Source organism: Pseudomonas mohnii, from assembly GCF_900105115.1.
In the GTDB taxonomy this organism is placed as follows: Bacteria; Pseudomonadota; Gammaproteobacteria; order Pseudomonadales; family Pseudomonadaceae; genus Aquipseudomonas; species Aquipseudomonas mohnii.
On sequence record NZ_FNRV01000001.1, the window covers coordinates 6,039,603 to 6,061,962 of the forward strand.

General features: G+C 56.6%; 22 protein-coding genes. 8 read left to right on the forward strand and 14 right to left on the reverse strand.

Annotated features, from left to right (window positions below):
• Positions 1–155: 155 nt before the first annotated feature.
• From BLV61_RS28225 to BLV61_RS28240, 4 genes are all read right to left on the reverse strand, one after another.
• Positions 156–1,094 carry a TniB family NTP-binding protein gene (locus tag BLV61_RS28225; RefSeq protein WP_090468875.1) on the reverse strand — a complete coding sequence of 313 codons (939 nt, stop codon included), beginning with the start codon at positions 1,092–1,094 and terminating at the stop codon, positions 156–158.
• On the reverse strand, positions 1,087–3,000 hold the full coding sequence (locus BLV61_RS28230; RefSeq protein ID WP_090468880.1) for a DDE-type integrase/transposase/recombinase: 1,914 nt from the start codon (positions 2,998–3,000) through the stop codon (positions 1,087–1,089). The genes BLV61_RS28225 and BLV61_RS28230 overlap by 8 nt, the downstream gene beginning before the upstream one ends.
• The gene (locus BLV61_RS28235; protein ID WP_090468882.1) at positions 2,997–3,650 is read right to left on the reverse strand and encodes a hypothetical protein; all 654 of its coding nucleotides are present in this window, start codon (positions 3,648–3,650) and stop codon (positions 2,997–2,999) included. The genes BLV61_RS28230 and BLV61_RS28235 overlap by 4 nt, the downstream gene beginning before the upstream one ends.
• A 353-nt stretch (positions 3,651–4,003) precedes the next feature.
• The gene (locus BLV61_RS28240) at positions 4,004–4,819 is read right to left on the reverse strand and encodes a hypothetical protein (protein ID WP_090468884.1); all 816 of its coding nucleotides are present in this window, start codon (positions 4,817–4,819) and stop codon (positions 4,004–4,006) included.
• Between the two features lie 239 nt (positions 4,820–5,058).
• Between BLV61_RS28240 and BLV61_RS31185 the strand changes: the two genes are divergently transcribed.
• Together BLV61_RS31185 and BLV61_RS28250 are read left to right on the forward strand one after the other, a co-directional pair.
• Positions 5,059–5,373, forward strand: coding sequence for a hypothetical protein (locus BLV61_RS31185; protein ID WP_139213659.1), 315 nt, complete (start codon positions 5,059–5,061; stop codon positions 5,371–5,373).
• 118 nt (positions 5,374–5,491) lie between these two features.
• A complete protein-coding gene (locus BLV61_RS28250; protein WP_090468889.1) occupies positions 5,492–6,436 on the forward strand; it encodes a hypothetical protein in 945 nt (314 codons plus the stop codon).
• 109 nt (positions 6,437–6,545) lie between these two features.
• On the opposite strand, the gene BLV61_RS28255 is transcribed toward BLV61_RS28250, so the two are convergent.
• Entirely contained in the window at positions 6,546–7,526 is a 981-nt protein-coding gene (locus BLV61_RS28255; protein ID WP_090468891.1) for a DNA-binding protein, read from the reverse strand.
• Positions 7,527–7,703: 177 nt separating this feature from the next.
• Here BLV61_RS28255 and BLV61_RS28260 point away from each other — a divergent pair, with 177 nt between their 5' ends.
• A complete protein-coding gene (locus BLV61_RS28260) occupies positions 7,704–8,612 on the forward strand; it encodes a site-specific integrase (protein ID WP_167361811.1) in 909 nt (302 codons plus the stop codon).
• Between the two features lie 65 nt (positions 8,613–8,677).
• Here BLV61_RS28260 and BLV61_RS28265 read toward each other — a convergent pair whose 3' ends face one another.
• A complete protein-coding gene (locus BLV61_RS28265) occupies positions 8,678–9,205 on the reverse strand; it encodes a DUF262 domain-containing protein (protein WP_090468895.1) in 528 nt (175 codons plus the stop codon).
• A gap of 96 nt (positions 9,206–9,301) precedes the next feature.
• Here BLV61_RS28265 and BLV61_RS31725 point away from each other — a divergent pair, with 96 nt between their 5' ends.
• Positions 9,302–9,514: a BPSL0761 family protein gene (locus BLV61_RS31725; RefSeq protein ID WP_341865096.1), complete on the forward strand. Its 213-nt coding sequence runs from the start codon at positions 9,302–9,304 to the stop codon at positions 9,512–9,514.
• A 260-nt stretch (positions 9,515–9,774) separates the two neighbouring features.
• On the opposite strand, the gene BLV61_RS28275 is transcribed toward BLV61_RS31725, so the two are convergent.
• Genes BLV61_RS28275 through BLV61_RS28305 form a run of 7 tightly spaced genes read right to left on the reverse strand, consistent with a single transcriptional unit; the run spans position 9,775 to position 16,914 of the window.
• Positions 9,775–11,952, reverse strand: a complete 2,178-nt coding sequence (locus tag BLV61_RS28275) for a malate synthase G (RefSeq protein WP_090468900.1) — start codon at positions 11,950–11,952, stop codon at positions 9,775–9,777.
• Between the two features lie 11 nt (positions 11,953–11,963).
• Positions 11,964–12,365: a heme-binding protein gene (locus BLV61_RS28280; RefSeq protein ID WP_090468905.1), complete on the reverse strand. Its 402-nt coding sequence runs from the start codon at positions 12,363–12,365 to the stop codon at positions 11,964–11,966.
• Entirely contained in the window at positions 12,362–13,594 is a 1,233-nt protein-coding gene (gene glcF / locus BLV61_RS28285; protein WP_090468907.1) for a glycolate oxidase subunit GlcF, read from the reverse strand. The genes BLV61_RS28280 and glcF overlap by 4 nt, the downstream gene beginning before the upstream one ends.
• 2 nt (positions 13,595–13,596) lie before the next feature.
• Positions 13,597–14,655, reverse strand: coding sequence for a glycolate oxidase subunit GlcE (glcE, locus tag BLV61_RS28290; RefSeq protein WP_090468909.1), 1,059 nt, complete (start codon positions 14,653–14,655; stop codon positions 13,597–13,599).
• Complete coding sequence (gene glcD / locus BLV61_RS28295) at positions 14,655–16,154, reverse strand: glycolate oxidase subunit GlcD (protein ID WP_090468910.1); 1,500 nt, start codon at positions 16,152–16,154, stop codon at positions 14,655–14,657. The genes glcE and glcD overlap by 1 nt, the downstream gene beginning before the upstream one ends.
• The gene (locus BLV61_RS28300; RefSeq protein ID WP_090468913.1) at positions 16,151–16,603 is read right to left on the reverse strand and encodes a MaoC/PaaZ C-terminal domain-containing protein; all 453 of its coding nucleotides are present in this window, start codon (positions 16,601–16,603) and stop codon (positions 16,151–16,153) included. Before BLV61_RS28300 ends, glcD begins: the two co-directional genes overlap by 4 nt.
• 11 nt (positions 16,604–16,614) lie before the next feature.
• Positions 16,615–16,914 carry a hypothetical protein gene (locus BLV61_RS28305; protein ID WP_090468916.1) on the reverse strand — a complete coding sequence of 100 codons (300 nt, stop codon included), beginning with the start codon at positions 16,912–16,914 and terminating at the stop codon, positions 16,615–16,617.
• A gap of 183 nt (positions 16,915–17,097) precedes the next feature.
• On the opposite strand from BLV61_RS28305, the gene BLV61_RS28310 reads away from it, so the two are divergent.
• Genes BLV61_RS28310 through BLV61_RS28320 form a run of 3 tightly spaced genes read left to right on the forward strand, consistent with a single transcriptional unit; the run spans position 17,098 to position 19,863 of the window.
• Entirely contained in the window at positions 17,098–17,847 is a 750-nt protein-coding gene (locus BLV61_RS28310; RefSeq protein ID WP_090468919.1) for an electron transfer flavoprotein subunit beta/FixA family protein, read from the forward strand.
• A complete protein-coding gene (locus BLV61_RS28315; RefSeq protein WP_090468921.1) occupies positions 17,848–18,777 on the forward strand; it encodes an electron transfer flavoprotein subunit alpha/FixB family protein in 930 nt (309 codons plus the stop codon).
• 57 nt (positions 18,778–18,834) lie between these two features.
• On the forward strand, positions 18,835–19,863 hold the full coding sequence (locus tag BLV61_RS28320) for an aldo/keto reductase (protein ID WP_090468922.1): 1,029 nt from the start codon (positions 18,835–18,837) through the stop codon (positions 19,861–19,863).
• Positions 19,864–19,903: 40 nt separating this feature from the next.
• On the opposite strand, the gene BLV61_RS28325 is transcribed toward BLV61_RS28320, so the two are convergent.
• The gene (locus BLV61_RS28325; protein WP_090468925.1) at positions 19,904–21,229 is read right to left on the reverse strand and encodes an amidohydrolase family protein; all 1,326 of its coding nucleotides are present in this window, start codon (positions 21,227–21,229) and stop codon (positions 19,904–19,906) included.
• 261 nt (positions 21,230–21,490) lie between these two features.
• Here BLV61_RS28325 and BLV61_RS28330 point away from each other — a divergent pair, with 261 nt between their 5' ends.
• Positions 21,491–22,345: a cache domain-containing protein gene (locus BLV61_RS28330; RefSeq protein ID WP_090468927.1), complete on the forward strand. Its 855-nt coding sequence runs from the start codon at positions 21,491–21,493 to the stop codon at positions 22,343–22,345.
• Positions 22,346–22,360 lie beyond the last annotated feature (15 nt).

Here is a 22,360-nt window from a genome sequence, read left to right on the forward strand (position 1 = left end):
AAAAAATTACCCTCAGGTGATTGGCGTGTCGCTTGTCTAGGACAGGCAGTAGCTCGCGGCAATTTTCGAAGCCACTTGCTTGGGTGGTGCGCTGCCTGCCGCTGATTGGGATTTCGTCGGGCAGAGGAAACGGTCCGTAAGAAAGACCGACGTTTTCATGGTTCACTGTTCGCCATTTCGAGCAAGCGGTTTCTGTCAACCTCAAAGGGATTGCCTTCCGCCAACATACAATGGTCGTGACGGGTGATTTCAAAAGCATCTGAAAAGTCTTCACAGCGCAAAGTTCCGTCACCGCGATACAGGGAGAAGGAAAATGCATTCGACAAATGCAGTCTTAGATCCTCCATTATGCCGCCGGAGGCAAAAAATAATGGAAGCGTGATTTCAGGCTCATGCAAATGGACGCCTGTCTTCAAATGGCCAATTTCATACATCTTCTTATCCAGCCCTCGAAGCACAAGTTGCAAGTCTGAGCCCGGCTCGGTTAGATCGAGTTGAAGGGGTGTGAGGCGGGCAAAAAAAGGAAATCGGCGACGAAGTATGTCTTTTTCGTAAAAGAAGCTTTCAATGTCTGGTGTGCCAAGTATGACAAACGGGATGCGGGTACGATCGACAAGTCTTGCGACACAGTTGATTACATCAATGCGTGCCTGTTCGGCTTTTTTGTCTGCAAGCATTTGGAATTCATCTAAAAATGCCACCTCCACATTTTGTAGGAGGATCTGTCGGATAGCGCGCTGAGTCAGTTCGAACGCATCCCCCGAATAGGCTTCAAATTTCAAGGATTCCAAGAGAGCTTTGGCAAAGGATTTTATCGTCGCTTTGGTGGGGAGCCCGCAATACATCGTAGGTCGTCTGTTCCGTACACCGCCATTATCTTCCTCTGAACTCTCCGGGGGGTAAGTCGATATGATCTGGTTTGCCAAAGTGCTCTTCCCGCATCCAGACGGTCCTACGAGAACTACGCAAGAAGGAATACCTCGCATCTGCGTGGCCTGAATAGATCGCATGACAGTCATGTAGGCAAGGTTATAGGACCGGTAATTGATGATTTGAGATTCAAAAGACTTCAACTGTTCGGTGATATCAATCATTTTTCATAACCTCCGTGATGTCGCCTACAGCGGGCGCGGTGTACATACCAAAGAACTTCGCGATATCGGTGGTAGGGAGATGAGCGCCACTGGGCGGTGCGGGACGGCGTGCGGTATCTGACGTAGGGTGTGCCAGACCAATTTTTTCGTCCGTTTGAGCGGCTTTACGGCGACCCCGTTTGTGCTCGTAGTCGTAGCGATCTTGCATAGTGCGAGTTCTGTGCTCGCGTGCCTCTCTGAAGTCGAACTCCTTGGCCTCCTTATTTTGAGTGGCGTTTAGTAGAAGATGCAGATCCAGAGTAAGACCGTCCTGATAACTCATTTCACAGCCCTTGGCGTGAAACACCTTTTCGGGATACTCAGGGTGGGTAACCAGCACCTGCCCCAGGTCGCTTGAGTCGTAGAAAATGGTGAGAAGCTGCTCCTTGGTACCCAGATCGTGGAGGTTTTTTAGTTCACCGCAGCTCCACTGAAGGTTTTTGAAACGGACTCTGCCTTCGACGAGTTTGGAGCTTGTCTGACTCAGAAAGAGGCGGGACATGTCTTCGGAAGCAACACGCCGTAAGGGCGGTTGCTTGTTTGCTAACATGGCCCACATTTTGTTTGGCGACGTACCAATCCCGCGATGCCGACGCTTGTGATAGACATTTTCCAGCCAATCCTCGAAGCGCTCCTTGACGACCTCAAGGGTGTAGATTGCCTTTTTCTCTGAGGGATAATCGCCTCGTTCCTTGGGGCAGGAGAAGGTGGTGCCACGCAGTCTGTGTGTAAGCCCCGTGGTCAGCGTTTTAAACCAACGCTCTACGTATGGTTTTTCGTTAGGGCGGCGCACTCGGCAGTAAGTGATATTGGGGCCGAGCAAGGGGAACAGCCCATCGAGCGCATCTTCTTTGGTGTTCTCCGCACCATTATCCAGTCGATATTCTTCGCCGATACCCACCCGGTGGATGGAGTCCTTGAGTGCGCGGATCGTCTTCTGTGCCGAGGGGGGATTGATCGAGATGTCCCAACCGGTCACTCGTCGAGACGCGACGTCCAGCAGGATGGTGAGCGCGGCTTTGCCAATGGTGTCCCCATACTCATTGACCAGTTCTATATCCAAAATATGGGTATCCCCTTCAATCCGCTGCAGGAGACGGTATTGACGCCTGAGCTTCACGCTCCAGCGGCTGGCCTTGATTGCTTCCTGCTCGCCTTTTTGTTTCAGCAGGCGGCGGAATTCACCACTTTCCCTGATCCTTCGACGGAGGGTACTGTCGGACGGCACGACGATCTGGTCAGTCAGCGGTCGAAGGGTATTGTATTGTTCAAGCCCGGACTGGATCGCCCCGATGATGTCGCTGACCGATTCCGGTTCCTCAATGTAGTAGTACTTGTCCAGGCAGTCCTCGATTGTCTCTCGAGTGATCTCCGGCAGTCGCTCCCATTGATCCTTATGCAGCTTTTTTAAGGGAATCAAAGCGGTCACCGATGCATTGCGCTCCAGATAGCGGTGCACCCAGTTGCGCAGCGTGTTGAAACACGGCGGGCTGGTGTCTCCGATGATGTCTTTTACCTCGGCGATCAGCGCTTTACAGTCTTCCCTTGGCAACCGACTCTTGAATCGTTCGACGGCGGCTCGCACGTATGCAGTACGACGATCAAGTGCAGCTCGACTTTCCGGATTGAGGGCTGCCACGATCTGGTGGTATCGGCCGGAAAATGGAGCTTCACGCACCTGTACAAACCGTTGGCGTTTGGCTGCTTGCTCCAAGCGCTCGAGCGTCTGCAAGCGCATATTTGACGGTTGCGTGGTGCTGTGCAGTTCAACGAATCCGCGCGATACGCTCGCGATCACGTAGACATGCCCGTTGTAGCGATACTCCTCACCAACAATCAGTTCGAGGTCACCCACATCGTTTTTCATGTTCGCGCGCTCGGTAATGTGAGGGCTGTCGTGCGCGTAATGGGAAGACGCAGGTCAGCCGTTGCCTCGCCATAGAAGAGCTGGTAGGCGATGTCGCTGAAATCCGCACCGGCGTCTAAGAGCTCCTGGACCGTGCAGTTGTTGCGATGTTTAAGGATATCCAGCGCGACGCTGGAGTCTTGTGCCTTGAAGCTGAACGAATAGCCGTAGAGGTAACGCCATTGAAGCAGTTCGCAGTAGCTGATGTTCGTGTACGGCTGACAAGGACAGAAGGGATAACCCATCTCCCCAAACCAGTCTTCATGACGAACAAGCTGGTCTTCACAGCCGTCGGACATAAATCGGGTGGTTTCGAAAAAGATCAGCCCCAAATCATCGCCGTAGGCACATACGGCAGGGGTGTACCGAAATGCCCGGCTGGGTTGTATCAACGTGTACGGGGTCGGCTGGTAGTAGCGGATGTCGCGTCTGCGCTCCAGCATTAAGCAGAAATCCAACAAGGTGGGCGACATCCTTAAACAGTTGTCATTTTTTCTTGAATGGATCACCACCAATTGCTGGAAATGCGATCCGTGTCGCCTCGGTTTGAGGAGTTCGACCTTGATATCGCGAACAGAATCGGGCTGGCGAAAGAAGAGTTCGGTCTTCATTGTCTGAACCTCGTCCGGGTAATTAGGACGTCGGCGATAAACGCACCGCCTGGTTTCGTTGCCATTCCTGTCAGCGCAACTCAGGAATGTAGAATCAGGACAAGCGCAGTGAACTGCACGCCTGTCCTGATTCATGTCCACAGGGCTGAAAGCAGCAGATGGCTGCATGGCCGTTTAAACGACGCGACCTATCAAAACGGGGCAGCGTTTGTCCCATTTCGATATAAACATTGCCTGATATTCAGTGAGCGCAGCGCACATCACAGGCAAGTCGTTTTTTAAACCAGACCTGTCAGTACATATACCTACCCACATGGAGCCCAGTCGCAAGTATCGCGTAGTTTGGGTGGTGGTTACTGTTTAAGCTCGGGCGGCGACTGTTCTGCCGTATGGATCGGCTGCCGATCAAACGGCTTGCTGCTTATGCCAGCGAACAGCTTGACGATTGTGCGCTTGGCAGCGCGCCCGTTGGACAGCGCAAAAAAGTAGTACTCGTCCATGAACAAGCACAATGTTTTGAGAGCCGGAATGTTCAACTGCTGATCGCCAGGGCGAGAGAGGTTCATCGCCTGAATTTCAGCCTGCATCCGCCGGGCCAATTCAGACTTCGTCGCCCCTGCTACGCAGTACAAGGACTCGAAATAATAGCCAACCAGGCGTTGAATTTCGGATGGTTGCTGCGCAAAGGACGCCCGAGATTTGCGCAGACGCTGGCCTTTGACCGGCTCTACGCGCACGTAGGCTGAAGCCGTGGCCTGGCGCTCCAAGTCTTGTTTTGAAGGACGGGCATCATATGACCCGACGTTGGCTGCGAGTCGCCTTGGTCCAATGGGCCGTAACCAGACGCAACCATTGTGAATGACACATACTTCGTAGGGGATACCGAGGTACCCGTAGCAGCGCTTGAGATGGCATTGGCTCGAACGGCCGGTGGCATCGGTAGAGGACTTCGACAGCATTTCCGGCGACCTGATCGTCGCCTTGGCCAGCGTTCCATCATAAGAGACGCGTTGGTCGATCGGACAGTCGTGTAGCAGATCCCATGCCGTCGAGATGAAACAGCGTAGCCCAAGTTGGCCGTTTGCTTTTTCTAGGTTTGAAGTGATCTGCCGGGTCTCGATGAGAATGGTGGCAGATGGGCTGTGTTTACCCGTGGTATTTACGCTCATGATGCGAAGACTCCTTAAATGAAAGAACCAACCCATGCTCTCGGCTGATCAAAGCGCAGCCGTCGCCGTTGTGTCCCGCCGCACTCCCGCTGGGCGTGCCGTGAAGCGGCCGTTTAGAATCAGCTCCAGCACGCCGATCAGGGCCGAGTACCAGGCGACGCTGCACACCCTGCAGGTGCAGCGCACCGCCATGTACGTTTTCGAACTTGAGGTGCCATCATTGGTCGGGACGGAACGAATTGCTCTGGTTAAACTGGATGACGCGCGCGCGCGATGGTGGTGGGGATGACTGGCAGTCGTCTCCATTTCCCGAGTGCGAGCCATTCAACGCATTGCTGCATTTGCTGCCTAAACACACAGACCTGGGAATAATTACCGCCTTTACCGTCACATCACTCATGTTCTTCTCCCATTGTTTAGCGTTGGAAGTGGCAACCGAATCGGGTTGTGCGGAGATTATTTGCCCCCTATTACCGGTAAGAAATGGCGTTCTGGCGCAACACCAAAAAAAATATATTCCCAACACCGCGGCGAAATTCGCCATCTTGGCGTAGTTTTTTGTTCATTTATGCCGATTCTGTCCAATTGGTAGACTTTTTTGGCCGTCTTTACGTTTCGTGTAACCTTGCCACTACCTTGCCAGCATCAAATTTTGTTTATGCGGTGCAAGCTATGCTGTTAGATAATTTTAACGCGCGGAGGACTGTCGAAGTGACGAGCCCCGTACATCGCCTCGCCCATCGACTCAAGGCGATTGTTTTTATCAATCAACTCATTTTTCTGGCTGGTATCAGTAGGACCCCAGGTGCGCTGGAGTGCTGGGGTGTAACCTTCGAGGCGCGGCTGGGATTGATCGGACCTGACGGTGGGGAACCGGGTAAGTGGAGGAATTATCTCACCGGGGTTTTGCCAAAAGGAAAGTTGCGGACTGCCTTGATCAACGAATTTCCGGTACTGGAGGAGGTGTTGGACAACCCCCTCTGGGCGGTTCTGCACTTGCTAGAAGTGTCGAGCGATCATGGCAAGACATTGGTGATGCAGCTCAGACTGCATGACAAGCCATTGCATGGACTGCAACGCCCGCGGTTGCAGCGCCGGATCACGACCGCCGACTGGCGGGATCTGGGGTTTTGGTTAGTGATTCTGGCCGGTGATCTGGATAAATACCGCTGGGCACGCGAGTTTGTGAAGGCGCGCTTTATGGTCTATCTCCATTTGATCTGTGTGCAACGCGAATTCACCGGCGCGGCGAAATGGCTGTATCCACTACTGGATTATCATTTCCGTGAGGGGCACTTGGTATCGATGGAGTGGTGGCCGGTAAATACCGAGAAATTTGAAAACTACGTACGCCTGTTTCGTGGGTTTCCGCGCTACTTGATGAAACAGGTGCAGATCGAAGGTGAACTTGCGCTCGGTTTTTTCTGCGCTGATCCGGAAGGGTTTGCGGCGGTGAGCTCCGGCTACGGCTTGTACTGGGATGCCGATTGGAACCGGCGGGTGTTGACCTCCAAGGAAAAGCGGTACTTATCTCCACCGCTGCAAATAAGCCTTGAAGGATTACCCGCGGACGGTAAACGCCGACGCAGAAGGGCAAGCGAGAAGAGGGCTGTTTGATGAGGCGGTCGCGATGCGGGCTATTTATCTATACGTGGTCGCCGGGTGCCTGGGTGCCAGTAGCTTGGGGCGGCGTGGGTGAAGGCGGCTGCGAATGGTCGGGCAGCGGTCAATCGGGGCCTGTCGGCGCTGATTGAGTCAACCGCTCCACCAGCGTTTGTAGCTGGGTAATCTGTTGTGTCTGGCTCCGCAGCTCGCGCTGGGTCTGCCTTTGTTTAAGCAATTGCTGCTTGGTCTTCTCGCGCAAAGTGGTGAGCTTGTGGGCGATGGCATGCATCTGACGCAGATCGCTCTGATGTTCGAGGTCGGCTGCCTGCACTTGCTCCTGGGCCGATTGCAGGGCCTGTTCCAGGCGGCGCGTCTCTTGATGCTGGCGCAGTTGTTCACCGCTCATGCGCTCCAAATCACGGTACAACTGGCTCAGTTCTTCCTGTTTGCTGAGCAATTGGTCGCGGTTTGTCCGTGCCTCACGCTGCAATTGCTGGAGTTGCTGATCGTGACGTTGGACCTCTTGTTCGCGCTGGAGCAGGTGCTGTTCCCGATAGTGGTCCAGTGCTTCCTGAGTCAGGCGGTGTTTATCCTCAAGGGAAACGATCTGCCCCGCCCTGTCCTCAAGCAGGCGCAGTTGTTGCTCATGGGCCTCCTGTAACCGCTGGCTTTCCACTTCACACGCCTGTAACTGGCTGGTCAAGGTCTGTTCATGGACCAGGCCAGCCTGTCGGGCTTGTCCCAGGGTGGCGTGGGCCAATTGCAGATGCTCCAGATGTGCTGCTTCCACTTCCCGTTGTTGCCTGGCTGCCAGTTGCTTACGGTCGAAGGCCGCTCGATCAGCCGCCAGAGCCTCCTCGGCTCGCTGTTGGACGCGCACGACTAGACTGGCGATGTAGCGGGTGAGTTCTTCGTCCAGCGGCATTTCCGGCGTAGGAGCCTCGGCCTCCCCGAGTTCCTTGAGATAGCGCTGAATGGTGGATTTCGAACCGGTATTGCCCAGCTCAACACGCACGGCGTCGATGCTGGGGTGCAGGCCGCGGGCGAGGAGGGCATTGCGTGCGATCTGAACTACTGCCTTATTGACGCCGCCGCGAGCCATGGCTTGGCCTCCTACGATTTCGTAGTGTTTTACGCAGTATGGAAGTACAGGTGTACAAAAGCCCGGAATGCAACGAACTGGGCGACGAAATAACTCTGGAGAATGCTGATTTCTCCAGAGTTATGCAGCAGTTTTTCGAAATGGGGCTTTTTCGCGGTACGCGAGGAGGGGAATCCCATGACAGACCCAGCGGATCGTTATCTACGGCCCGTACAGCGGGATAGCACCCAGCGACGCTATCAGGGCGTGCTGAGGTATTTCGAGCAGGGGTGGGGCGCCTGTTTGCCAGCGTCCGGTGCCACGGTGGTGCGGTATCTGGTGGAACATGCCGAAACGCTGTCCAGCAGCACGTTGGGCCTGCATCTGGCCGCGCTTGCGCAGTGGCATCGCGGCCACGGTTTCGATGATCCCACCAAAAGCGCAAAAGTACGCCAAGTGCTGCGCAACATCCGCGCGCAACACCCACGCCTGGTCAAACAAGCCGAGCCTCTGCCGTTGATCGAGCTGGAGCGCTGTGTCGCCGGACTGCAGGAACTGATCGCCAGTGATCACCCGGTGGCACGCCTGCGTGCTTACCGTGACCAGGCGCTGATTTTGATGGGCTTCTGGCGGGCGTTTCGCGCCGACGAGCTGTGTCGACTGCGGGTGGAGCACAATAGGTTATGCCAGGGGCAGCAGTTGGAGGTGTTTCTGGGCAGCAGCAAGACGGATCGAGAATTTCGCGGGCAGGTGGTCCTGTTGCCGGCATTGAAGCGTTTGTGTCCGGTGCAGGCCTACGAGGACTGGCTTTCGATCAGCGAGTTGCAGGAGGGGCCGGTATTTCGTCCGATTAACCAGTGGGGGCAGATCAGTCCCCAAGGGCTCAAGCCCGATGGGGTGACCTATGTATTGCGCGAGGCGTTTGCGTGCAGTGGTTTGGATGGTGAGGCCTACACGGGGCATTCATTGCGCCGTGGATTTGCTACGTGGGCGAATAACGATAACTGGAGCACCAAGCAATTGATGGACTATGTCGGTTGGAGAGATGTGAAGTCGGCCATGCGCTACATTGATACCACCGCTCCTTTTGGAGACCTGCGCCGTTAGAGGGATTTAGTCGGTATGCTTTTGGCCGGGTAGCGACGGTTTAGTTGCGACCGTCGCTTGTAAATTTAGACCTCCGTCTGCTCAGTCATTTCTAGAGCATCGTCGACCTCAACTGCCAAACCGTGGGCCTGAACAAGCCTTTTTCCGTGTGGGGTCAGCACCTCTGTGTTGGGATGTCCCGTCTTCAGAAGGTCGTAGAAAATGTGCTGTGTGTCATTGTTAAGCTCAAGTTTGCAGCGGCCATCGGCATATAAATAATCTGGGATCTCACGTTCATATTCTAGCTGACCGTGCTCAATCAACTTGCGAAGGATCAGCGACAGGTACAAGCAAGTGGTGGTCAACCGTTGTTGACCGTCAACCACATCCACCACTTTCAAGCGGCGGGTGCCGTAGTTGACTACCTCAGCGTCACGACCGGCATAAATCACCACCGTTCCGGTGTAATGGCCATGCACCTTTTCGTCAACAAGTGCATCAACATCTTGGACGAAATCATTCCACTGTTTCTCTACCCACGCATAGCCACGCTGGTAGTCTGGTATTTTATATAGGGACTCTGAAAACAAAGTGGTCATTGTTTTTTTATGCATGTCTACGTGTCCCTACCAGCGCAATAAAGTAGACGCCTAGCCATCAAGCTCAGCGGTTAGACCGTACAGGGTTCGTGAGAGGAGGAGACAATGACCATGCCGAGTGAGCGCACACGAGCGCTGATTCAGACGCGAGATCTCTTGGTCGAACTTGCACAAGATCCCGGGCTGTCAGAGTCCATTCGACGTCAGGCCCGCCAGCTGTTACGCCATTATCCCCATGCAAACGAGATACTAAGGGCAGGGCAGCTCGAAGAGCGACGGGTCGACCGGCTGACCGAGCCCTTCCTGAGCTCCAGTATCGATTAACCGTCTTGGCTAACCATGATCGGCCAAAAGTCGCTGATCCCGAACCATTGATAGGTAAGGGTTAAGCAGTTCTCTCCGATGCTTCCTACCAAACACGTTTAACCTAAGTCGTAGTGAAATATCAAAACGACACTGGTAATGTCTTGATTACGTTCGTCAAACCATTAAGGGATGGAGGCGAAAATAGAAGCCCTGGAGCCGCGAACCTCCAGGGCTTTGTTTTTTTGTTTTTCAACAAGGTAAGGGAATTCGATCAACATTTATTTTTGTTGTTTAAATACGGCACGGAAGCGATGCAGAAGCGGCTCTGTATAACCACTCGGTTGGTGCAACCCTTCGAACACGAGCGCACAAGCCGCCTGGAATGCTACCGAGCCTTCGAAGTCGGAAGCCATCGGTCGATACAGCTGATCGCCAGCATTTTGCTGATCCACCACATGCGCCATGCGCTGCAGGATCTTCAGCGTCTGCTGTTGGTCAATCACACCATGACGCAGCCAGTTGGCGATGTGCTGGCTGGAGATACGGAGTGTGGCGCGGTCTTCCATCAGACCAACATCATGGATATCTGGCACTTTGGAGCAACCCACGCCTTGCTCGACCCAGCGCACCACATAACCAAGCAGACCCTGTGCGTTGTTTTCCACTTCTTCGCGGATTTGCTCCGCCGTCCATTTAGCGTCAACAGCAACTGGCACGGTCAGCAGGTCATTGAGCAGGTCGTCACTAACAGCTGCCAGGTCAATCCCCTCGAGCTCTTGTTGAATCGCCGCTACGTCGACGTTGTGGTAGTGCAAGGCGTGCAAAGTCGCAGCAGTTGGGGACGGCACCCAGGCAGTGTTCGCGCCTGCTTTCGGGTGCGCGATTTTCTGCTCGACCATGGCCGCCATCAAGTCGGGCATGGCCCACATGCCTTTACCGATCTGTGCCCGGCCGCGCAATCCGCAGTTCAAGCCGACTAGGACATTGTTGTACTCATAGGCCTGTATCCAGGCGCTGCTTTTCATGTCGCCTTTGCGCAGCATCGCGCCAGCTTCCATGGAGGTATGCATCTCGTCGCCGGTGCGGTCAAGAAAACCTGTATTGATAAAGGCGACACGTGACGCCGCCGCAGCAATGCACGCCTTGAGATTGACGCTGGTGCGGCGCTCCTCGTCCATGATGCCCATCTTCAGCGTGTGGCGTTCAAGCTGCAGCACGTCTTCGATACAGCTGAACAAGCGCTCGGCGAAAGCAACTTCGGCTGGCCCGTGCATTTTCGGTTTGACGATGTAGACGCTGCCGGTGCGCGAGTTGCCTTGGCGCTTTAGATCGTGCAGGGCGATCAGGCTGGTGACCATGCCGTCGAGAATGCCTTCGGGAATTTCCCGATTGTTGCCATAGAGCACGGCCGGGTTGGTCATCAAGTGTCCGACGTTGCGAATGAGCAGCAGCGCGCGGCCGTGCAGTTTGAAGGCAGTACCGTCGACGCCAGTGTATACACGGTCCCCGTTGAGCCGACGGGTGACGGTTTTGCCGTTCTTCTCCAGCGTCTCTGAAAGATCGCCCTTCATCAGGCCCAGCCAGTTGCGATATACCCGTACCTTGTCGTCGGCATCGACGGCCGCGACGGAGTCTTCGCAGTCGATGATGGTCGACAAAGCCGATTCGATCAGCAGGTCTTTCACCGAAGCGGCGTCGCTACGCCCGATCGGGCTCGTCGGATCGATCTGGATCTCGATATGCAAGCCATTGTTGCGCAGAACGATGGCCGTCGGTGCGGTGGCCGTACCTTGGTAACCCACCAATTTTTCGGGCTGACGTAGCGTGGTGTGCTGATCGCCTTTGAGTATGACAGCCAACGCACCACCTAAGATGCGGTACGAAGTGGCGTTGGCGTGTGAGCCCGACTTCAATGGCAAGGCTTCATCCAGGAAGGCTTTGGCAAAGGCCACAACTTTGGCGCCACGCACCGGGTTGTATCCCATGCCCGATTCTGCACCGTTGTCGCTGCTGATCACGTCGCTGCCGTACAGGGCGTCATACAATGAGCCCCAACGTGCATTGGCAGCATTCAGGGCATACCGCGCGTTGATGGCGGGCACGACCAGCTGCGGCCCTGCCTGTTGGCTGATTTCGCGATCAACTTTGGTGGTGCTGGCCTGTACTTGCGCAGGTTGTGGTTGCAGGTAGCCGATTGAGGACAGGAACGCGCGATACGCCGGCATATCGGTGATGGGGCCTGGATTGGCTTTATGCCAGATGTCCAATTCCAGCTGCAAACGTTCGCGGTCGGCCAACAAAGCCCGGTTGGTCGGCGCCAATTCCTGGACCAGATCGGAGAACCCGCTCCAGAAGGTTTGGACGTCAATGCCTGTGCCGGGCAGGACTTCTTCATCGATAAATGCCTGCAGGGCAGGCGCGACCTGCAGCCCGTGAATTTTTACGTAATCAGTCATGGGTTCTTCTCTCAATTCAAGGCTCGGACGCCGGCTGCGGCAATCTGTGCATCCTGGTCGGCCTTGACGCCGGAAACGCCGACCGCGCCCACGACCTGACCCTCGACAACAATGGGTACGCCACCTTCGAGGGACGTCACCAGCGGCGCCGAGAGGAATGCGCTACGCCCACCGTTGACCATCTCTTCATAGCCTTTCGACTCGCGTCGACCGAGGGCCGACGTCCGGGCTTTTTCCGTGGCGATGTAAGCACCGATTGGCGCGCAACCGTCCAAGCGCTCAAGGGCCAGCGGATGACCGCCATCATCCACCACGGCAATGCAGACATTCCATTGGTTGAGCTGGGCTTCGCTGCGCGCGGCAGCGAGGATCAGGCCGACTTCTTTCTGGCTCAATACGGCTTTGCTGTTCATGGGTTTTCCTGTGAGTGAATGGCATCTTCGACCACCTCGATCCAGTGCCGTACCGGGGTGCGACCGGCACTGTCGAGGTGGGTTTGGCAACCGATGTTGGCGGTGGCAATAACGGTGGGTGAGCCGCTCTCCAACGCTTTCATCTTGTTGTCGCGCAGCTGGCGCGAAAGCGTGGGTTGAGTGATTGAGTAGGTGCCCGCAGAGCCGCAGCAAAGATGGCTGTCGGGCACGGCGGTAAGATGAAATCCCAGGCGAGTCAGAACGCTTTCGACCGCGCCGCCGAGCTTGAGGGCATGTTGCAGTGTGCACGGGCAATGGAAGGCCAGGCGTTGCTCGCTGCGAGCGCCAAGTTGCTCCAAAGGCTCCGTTTGCAGGACCTCGACCAGATCCTTGCTCATGGCACTGATCCGGGCCGCCTTCTGGGCATACGCCGGGTCATGCTTGAGCAGATGGCCATACTCCTTGACGAAAGCACCGCAGCCGCTGGCGGTTTGCACGATGGCTTCGGCACCACTTTCGATAGCCGGCCACCAGGCGTCGATATTGCGCCGGGCTCGCTCCAGCCCCGCTTGCTGGGCGTCGAGGTGGTAGTCAACCGCGCCGCAGCATCCAGCCTGGCTGATTGGCGTGATGCTGATGCCCAAGCGATCCAGCACCCGCGCGGTGGCAGCATTGGTGTTCGGGGACAAGCTTGGCTGCACGCAGCCTTCGAGCATTAACATCGTTCGTGCGAGCGTTCGCGTCGGCCTGGGCTTCGCTTGGGTAATGTGCCGCGGCAGTTTCAGTCTTACGGTTTGCGGCAGTAAGGGGCGCAAGCTATTGCCGATTTTCAGTAAGGGCTTGAACAGCAGTGGGTTGGGCAACAAAGCCCGCAAGCCATGGCGCAACATGCGCTGACCCCTGCTGCGCGGCACTGCCTGATCGACCACGGCACGACCAATGTCCAGCAAGTTGTGATAGTTCACGCCGGATGGGCAGGTGGTTTCACAGTTTCTGCACGACAGGCAACGGTCCAGATGTTGTTGCGTCTTGGCCGTGACTTCGTTGCCTTCCAGCACTTGCTTGATCAGGTAGATGCGCCCGCGCGGGCCATCCAGTTCATCACCCAACAGTTGGTAGGTCGGGCAGGTGGCATTGCAGAAACCGCAATGTACGCAACTGCGCAGGATGCTTTCGGCTTCTTCTGCGCGCTCCAGTCGCTGGGCTTTTTCGCTCAAGGTGGTTTGCATGATCAGATCTCTGCGTACATTCGGCCTGGATTGAAAATCCCTTGTGGGTCCAGTTGTGACTTGAGCGATTGCTGGTAGCGCAGCAACGGTGCCGCCAGTGGCTGGAAGGGCTGCTCGGCATTTGCATGGCAGGTGGCATTTCCTCCAGCTTGACTGGCAATGGCGCGGATGGTCTCGGCGTTGGCGCTGGATTTCAGCCAGCGCTGGGCACCGCCCCAATCGATCAATTGCTCGCCTGGCAGGCTCAAAGGGCCGGTGTGGGTCGGCAGTGACAGGCGCCAGAGCGGGCGGTCATCGGCAAAAAATGCCAGGCGCTGGGCGTTCAGTTCGCTCCAGTAACCGGCGTCGAGCAGTTCGCCGCCCAAACGATCATGCGCCGCCGTTACCGAGCCTTCGCCGCCCTCCAGACGCAGATTCAAGCGTTGTCCGTCATGACTGGCCGCGCTGATGGGGATGGGTTCCTGCCCCCACTGCGCCAGTTTCAGCAGGGCCTGCTCGGTGCTCATTTCCAGGGTGATACTGAGGCTGTGTCGCGGCTTTGGCAGGACCTTGAGGGACACTTCGGTCAGCAGCCCCAGGCAGCCAAAACTGCCTGCCATCAAGCGCGACAAGTCGTAGCCCGCCACGTTCTTCATCACTTCGCCACCGAAGCGCAGATGCTTGCCATGACCGGTAATGACGCGGGTTCCCAGCACGTAGTCGCGAACCGAGCCGGCCCACGGTCTGCGTGGCCCTGACAGGCCGGCCGCAACCATGCCACCAAGGGTCGCTCCGTCATCGCTGTGGGGTGGTTCGCACGGCAGCATTTGCCCGGCGGCGTCCAGCGTTGCGTTCAATTCGGCCAACGGCGTGCCGGCGCGTGCCGTGATCACCAGTTCCGTAGGGTCATAGGTCACAATGCCGCGATGCGCACGAGTATCGAGCAGTTGACCGCGCACCTCGCGACCCAGATGAGCCTTGCTGTTACCTCCCTGAATGCGCAATGGAACATGGTTGCGCAGGGCATGCTCAACCTGTTGCAAAAGCGCTGCGCCAGCGTCGTTGGAATGTTGGCCAGGCATTAGAAACGCTCCAGTTCAGGGAAGGGCAACTGCCCCATGTGCACATGCATGGCGCCGAACTCGGCGCATCGATGCAGGGTGGGAATGTTCTTTCCGGGGTTTAGCAGGCCGCTGGGGTCGAAGGCAGCCTTGACCGCGTGGAACAGCGTCAGTTCGTCACTGCTGAACTGGGCGCACATCTGGTTGATTTTCTCCCGGCCCACACCGTGTTCGCCGGTGATGCTGCCACCGACCTTCACGCACAGTTCGAGGATCTTGCCGCCCAGGGCTTCGGCGCGATCCAGTTCTCCAGGGGTATTGGCATCGAACAGAATCAGCGGATGCATGTTGCCGTCGCCGGCGTGGAAGACGTTGGCGACGCGCAGGTTGTATTCGGCGGACAACTCGGCGATTGCCCGCAGAACACCGGGCAGCTCGCGGCGCGGGATGGTGCCATCCATGCAGTAATAATCCGGCGAGAGGCGCCCGACAGCGGGAAAGGCATTCTTGCGTCCGGCCCAAAAGCGCACGCGTTCGGCTTCGTCTTTGGCCTGGCGCACTTCGGTGGCACCGGCTTGCTCCAGCACTCGTCGGACGCGCTCGCAGTCGTCGTCGACATCGGCCTCGACGCCGTCAAGTTCGCACAGCAGGATGGCTTCGGCGTCGACTGGATAACCGGCGTGGATGAAGTCCTCGGCGGCGCGAATGGCCAGGTTGTCCATCATCTCAAGGCCACCGGGGATGATACCGGCAGCAATGATATCGCCGACTGCACGACCGGCTTTTTCCACGGAGTCGAATGCTGCCAGCAACACCTTGACTGATTGTGGTTTGGGTAGCAGCTTGACGGTCACCTCTGTGATCACCCCGAGCATGCCTTCGGAGCCGGTGAACAGTGCCAGCAGATCAAAACCTGGCGAGTCGAGGGCATCGCAGCCCAGGGTCAGGCGTTCGCCGTCCACCGTGAGCATTTCCACTTTCAGCAGGTTGTGCACGGTCAGACCGTATTTCAGGCAGTGCACACCGCCAGCGTTTTCCGCGACGTTGCCGCCGATGGAACAGGCGATTTGCGAGGAGGGGTCTGGGGCGTAATACAAACCATGGGGGGCGGCAGCCTGAGAGATCGCCAGGTTGCGCACTCCCGGTTGTACGCGGGCAAACCGCCCGGCAGGATCGATTTCAAGAATTTTGTTGAAGCGCGCCATCACCAGCAACACGCCTTTTTCCAGTGGCAGTGCACCGCCCGACAGGCCTGTGCCGGCTCCGCGAGGAACCACCGGAACACGCTGCTGATGGCAGATCTTCAGCAGTTTTTCGACCTGCTCGATTTCGCGGGGCAACACCACCAGCATTGGCGTCGTGCGATAGGCGGATAAACCGTCGCACTCGTATGGTTTGAGTTCTTCGCGGCTGCGAAGGATTTCCAGGTCTGGTATTTGCTCGCGCAATGCCTGCAAAAGCGCTTGTTTATCGGTGGCGGGGAGAACCCCGTCAACGCGTTCGTCGTAAAGGATATTCATATTGGGGCAGACAACCCTTTCTTATTGTTGTGACCGGCCAGCGACGAAACAACCCCGCAGGCTTCGGCGTCCATTACTGTCATTCCCGCTTCGTTGGTCATCGTGATTTTGGCGATTGCACGGCCTTGATTGCCCAAAGTCTTGATGACCCAGTGGCAGGTGATCATGTCCCCGGTATAGGCCGGCTGCGTGAAGTGGAGGGTGATGCGGTCACCTACCCAGCCAATTTTCCTGCCGATTTCGGTGACCAGGCTGGCCGTCAACAACTCGTGGGAAACACGTGCTTTAAAAACAGCGGCCTCGGCACAACACGCATCGAAAAATGCAGGTTGATAGTCCCGAGAAAATCTCGTGAAAAGCTGGATGTCTTCAAGGTTAAAGCGGCGGGAAGCTGTGAAGCTGTCCCCAGCCTGAAGCTCCTCCGAGGCACGCTGTCTGAAGCGAGGCATTGGAAAATCCCTTACATGAGTTCGGCATCGTCCGGCGATTGCTCCAGCATCTCGCTGGCCCGTTGCTTTCCAATGATTGGGCAGTAGATTTCGCCAGAGATAATTGCCTGGAGATAACTCTTTTTCAGCTTCATAGCTTTCGTTTCACTCGAAACCTTATTGGCAAACAGGTCGACCAGCACAGCCTCTTCAAATGCTGGTGGGTTCTGAAGCAGCCCAATCAGGCCATTTGTTTGCTCTGCATTCAGGAATCTCGGTGCCATGCCTGCTTTTTCACAGGCCATCAAATATTGTTGATAGGCGTAAAGCATGGGGTGTACCTCCAGGATTCAGTCGAAGGGTGACGTTCATACTATAGCTGGCTTTTTATCAAAAAAATAACAAAATGTCAGTTATTGATGCCTTAGATGTTGACATTTTTTCAGGCGGGAACAAGAGTGGAGTGGCAGGTCATTTCGGCCTTTTTTCCTGTTATCACCAAATAGAGAATGCACATGAAAATCCTGGTCCCTCTCAAACGGGTGGTCGATTACAACGTCAAGGTTCGCGTCAAGGCGGACAACTCCGGCGTCGACCTCGCCAACGTCAAGATGTCGATGAACCCATTCTGCGAAATCGCAGTGGAAGAAGCCGTACGCCTGAAAGAGAAGGGCGTCGCGACTGAAGTTGTCGTCGTTTCCGTAGGCCCGTCCATCGCTCAGGAGCAGCTGCGCACCGCGCTGGCTCTGGGTGCCGACCGCGCCATCCTCGTTGAATCCGCCGAAGACTTGACGTCCCTGGCCGTTGCGAAACTGTTGAAAGCCGTTGTCGACAAGGAACAGCCCCGGCTGGTGATCCTTGGCAAGCAGGCCATCGACAGCGACAACAACCAGACCGGCCAGATGCTGGCGGCACTGAGCGGCTACGGTCAGGGCACGTTCGCTTCGAAAGTCGAGATCAGTGGCGACAGCGTGGCTGTCACCCGCGAAATCGACGGCGGTGCGCAGACCGTTTCCCTGAAACTGCCGGCCATCGTCACCACCGACCTGCGTTTGAACGAGCCGCGTTATGCGTCCCTGCCAAACATCATGAAGGCCAAGAAGAAGCCTCTTGAGACATTGACTCCGGACGCCTTGGGCGTTTCCACCGTCTCCACCAACAAGACCGTCAAAGTCGAAGCGCCGGCTTCCCGTAGTGCCGGCATCATGGTCAAGTCGGTGGCTGAGCTGGTCGAGAAACTGAAAAACGAAGCGAAGGTGATCTAAATGACAATTCTGGTTATTGCCGAGCACGACAACAAAGTGCTGGCTCCGGCCACGCTGAACACCGTTGCTGCCGCTGCCGAAATCGGTGGTGACATCCACGTACTGGTTGCAGGTCAGGGCGCTGGCGCCTTGGCTGAAGCCGCTGCACAAGTGGCTGGCGTGGCGAAAGTGCTGGTGGCCGATAACGCCGCCTACGCTCACCAACTGCCGGAAAACGTCGCCCCGCTGGTATCCGAGTTGGGCAAGGGCTACAGCCACATCCTGGCTGCTGCCACTTCCAACGGCAAAAACATCCTGCCGCGCGTTGCCGCAGCCCTGGACGTTGACCAGATCTCCGAGATCATCTCGGTAGAAAGCGCTGACACCTTCAAGCGTCCGATCTACGCCGGTAATGCCATCGCGACCGTGCAATCGAGCGCTGCGGTCAAAGTGATCACCGTGCGTGCTACCGGTTTCGACCCGGTTGCCGCTACTGGTGGTTCGGCTGCTGTTGAAGCCGTTGGCGCTGCTCACGATGCGGGCATCTCCAGCTTCGTTGGCGAAGAGCTGGCCAAGTCCGATCGTCCGGAACTGACCGCTGCCAAGATCGTCGTTTCCGGCGGCCGTGGCATGCAGAACGGTGACAACTTCAAACACCTGTACGCCCTGGCCGACAAGCTGGGCGCTGGCGTGGGTGCTTCGCGCGCCGCGGTCGACGCAGGCTTCGTACCCAACGACATGCAGGTCGGTCAGACAGGCAAGATCGTTGCGCCTCAGCTGTACATCGCCGTCGGTATCTCCGGCGCGATCCAGCACCTGGCCGGCATGAAAGACTCCAAAGTGATCGTTGCGATCAACAAGGACGAAGAAGCGCCGATCTTCCAGGTGGCCGATTACGGCCTGGTGGCGGATCTGTTCGAAGCCGTGCCGGAATTTGAACAGCTGGTCTGATCCATCTTGCAGCGAGGCGGGCGTGAGCTCGCCTTGCTGACCGTCGAAGGAGGCATCATGCGTTACAAGCTATTGGGAAGATCCGGCCTGCGGGTATCGGAGCTGTGCCTGGGTACCATGACATTCGGCAACCAGGGATGGGGCACGGAGGAAGCCGAAGCGGCGAGGCTTTACTCGCACTATCGCGATCAAGGCGGCAACTTCCTCGATACCGCCAATGAAATCTATGCAGGCGGTGCCAGCGAGCAGATGCTGGGGCGATTGCTGCAAGGCCATCGCGATCAAATGGTGGTAACCACCAAATATTCCCTGGCACTTCCGGGTGGCCAGGACATCAACGCCGGCGGCAATCATCGTAAAAGCCTGCATCGCTCGGTCGAAGCAAGCTTGCGACGCCTGGGTACTGACTATATCGATCTGCTGTGGGTACACGCTTGGGACGCATTGACGCCCGTCGAGGAAATGCTGCGAGCTCTGGATGACCTGGTCAGTCAGGGCAAAGTGCTTTACCTGGGCATTTCCAACACGCCGGCCTGGGTTGTGGCCAAATGCAATACATTGGCGCGTGCCAACGGCTGGACGCCCTTTATCGCCATGCAGGCCGAGTACAACTTGCTCGAGCGTTCGATCGAACATGAAGTGTTGCCGATGTGCCGCAGCGAAGGGTTGAGTCTGGCTGCCTGGTCTCCACTGGCCAGCGGGATCCTGAGTGGCAAGTACAGTGCTGAAGCGGCAGGGGGTGAGAGCAAGCGTCTGGATGTCGCGGCAATGAAGTCCCTGGACGAGCGGGGACTGCTCATGGCTGAGGCCGTAGGCAAAATCGCCAGGCAAATTGGCCGGACTCCAGCGCAAGTTGCCTTGAACTGGTTGCGTGCACAGCCGGATGTCATTCCGCTGTTGGGCGTAAGGACCCACGCTCAGTTAGTGGACAATATGGGGTGTCTTGAGTTTGATCTGGATTCGGCGTGCCTGGCCGAACTGGGTGCGTCAGGCAAGCCGGTTGCCCATTACCCTTACGATTATTTAAACAAGTATCAAAATCTGATCAACGCAGGTTTTCATTCGCAGATCGATATCGATCGTTAGGTTGGGTGCCCCTCACGGCTTAGCCGTGAGGGGTTTTGCTTCACGCTTCGATCTTGCCGTCTTCCTTGGATACCTGGGTGAACATCTTGATGATGTCACCCGAGGTCACGCAGCGACGGGTTTCGCCTTCAGCCAGCGGTGCCGGGCCACCGAACGATTGCGGACGGGTATCAATGTGGGTGGCCTGAGCACGCAGCGCGCCCGCCGTGCAGTTTTTGCGACCTCCCATCAGGCTGAACGCATCGAAGTTGTAGAGACGCATGGCGTTGCCATGGGTGATCTTGTCGATGGTGCTGGCCGGCAGGTGGGAGACGGTTTCGATCAGGCGATCGGGACACTCTGGCCAGACGGTATCGGAGTGCGGGTAATCGCACTCGTAGGCAACGTTGTCTTCGCCGATGTCTTCGAGGTTTTTCAGGCCGAACTTGTCATCGATAAAGCACGTGAGGAAATGCTCGCGGAACACTTCGCTTGGCTTCTTGCCCCCGAAATCGGCATAGGTCCAGGCGCGGTGGTGGTCGTGCACGAAGTCTGCGCGCTCCAGGAAATACGGAATCCAGCCAATGCCGCCTTCAGACAAGGCGATCTTCAGGTCCGGATAACGCTGCAAGGCCTTGAGGTGGAGCCAGTCGGCCGCCGAATTGACGATGGAAATCGGCATGGTGATGATCCATGCGTCAATCGGAGTGTTCATCGAAGCATGCGGTGCCTGGGCGCCGGAACCGATATGAATGTTGATGACGACCTTGTTTTCCGCGCAGACCTTCCACAGTGGCTCCCAGTGGGCGTCGTGCAGGCTCGGCTGGCCTTTGAGGGATGGGTTGTCGGTGAAGCTGATGGCGTGGCAGCCCTTGGCAACCACACGCTTGATTTCTTCGACGGTAGCCTGGATGTCCCAGTACGGGACAATGGCATTGGGAATGTTGCGACCCGGGAAGCTGCCGCACCATTCGTCGATGTGCCAGTCGTTGTAGGCCTTGAGCAGGGTCAATGCGTTTTTCTTGTTATCGAACTGGTGGAACAGGCTGCCATCGAAAGTCACGACGCTGGGGAAGTTCAGCGAAGCCAGCAGGCCGTTGGCGTTCATGTCATCGATGCGTGCCTTGATATCCCATGCGCCTCTGCGCATTTGCTCGAATGAAATGGGCTCGCAGCCATATTCTTCGCGGTTGCGCCCGACCACGGCATTCAACCCGATATTGCCAGCGCGACGGCCTTCGAAGAGCCAGTAGTCCGCACCATTCTTGTCTTTGAGCACTTTGGGAGCGAAGGCTTTTTGCTCCACGGTCAGGTGCTGATCGAACATGGTGGGAGGCTCTACGATGTGGTCGTCAACGCTAATCAGGATCAAGTCATCGACTTTCATTGGCTGCTGTCTCCATTTCGTATGCTGCCGCTGGCCAGGCAGGGCCAGCATCACGGGGCTGCTTCAGGTTTCTGTTTTTAGCTGGGAGAACATTAAGGCTTTTGCCGTGCCTCGGCAAGCAATAACCGACATATTGTTAGTTAATGGGCGGGTTGGTGACGGGCTGTACTCTTGTGCGCCACGTAAATTGCATGGAAATTCAGTGTAAATGATACTATGTCAGTTAATTTGTAACTTTATCTAACGGCGTAGGTGCAGTGCATGAAACGGTTTCAAGGGGCGGGCAGGTGGGTAGCGTGCTGGATATTTCTGCTGATCACCGTTCAGGCCGGGGCCGCAGAGCCTCAAGACGATGGTCAGGGGGCAAGGGCTCTGCTTGAGCGTGCAGTTCTTTATTATCAGGAGCACCACGAGAGTGCCATGGCGGCTTTCAGTCGTCAGGGGGATTTTGTCGACAACAACTGTTATGTGTTGGTGCTCAATACTAGTGGCGTAATGCTGGCAAGTGGCGGCCCCTCCAGTTACCTGATCGGGAAGAGCGTCGGTGAGGTCTTGCCAAAAGAATTGAAGACGGCTTTCTCCGAGGCCCTGAGGACCGAGTCAGGCCAGGGCGTGCAGAAGGCCCAATATCACTGGAAAAGCTGGAGTGGCGACCGCGACGAGAACAAGGTCGTCTACTACCGTCGCGTCGATGACAAACTTTTCGCCGTGGGCTACTTCATTTCACGGGAGTCTGCGGAAAATGCCCGGTTGATGCTCGACAAGGTTGCGGATGCCATCGCATCCAACCCTGCCTCGACGCTGGATGCCATCAATCAGGCGAACCCGGCGTTTCGTCAGGATGATCTGTACCCTTACGTGATTGATCTGAACAGTCGGCGCTTTGTGGCTCATGGCCTCAATAAGCGGTTGCTGGGCGTGGATTTCAGTACGCTCAAGGACGCCCATGGCCAGCCACTGGGGGCGCCGATTCTGCGTATTTCCCAGCGCAAGGGCACGGGAGAGTATCAATACCTCTGGATGAATCCTTTGACCAACCGGATCGAGAACAAGCATGCGTTTTTCCGCCGGGTGGGTGCTTATCTGGTCGCTGTCGGTTATTACCAGGACCAATAGCAACACGGAGAAGGG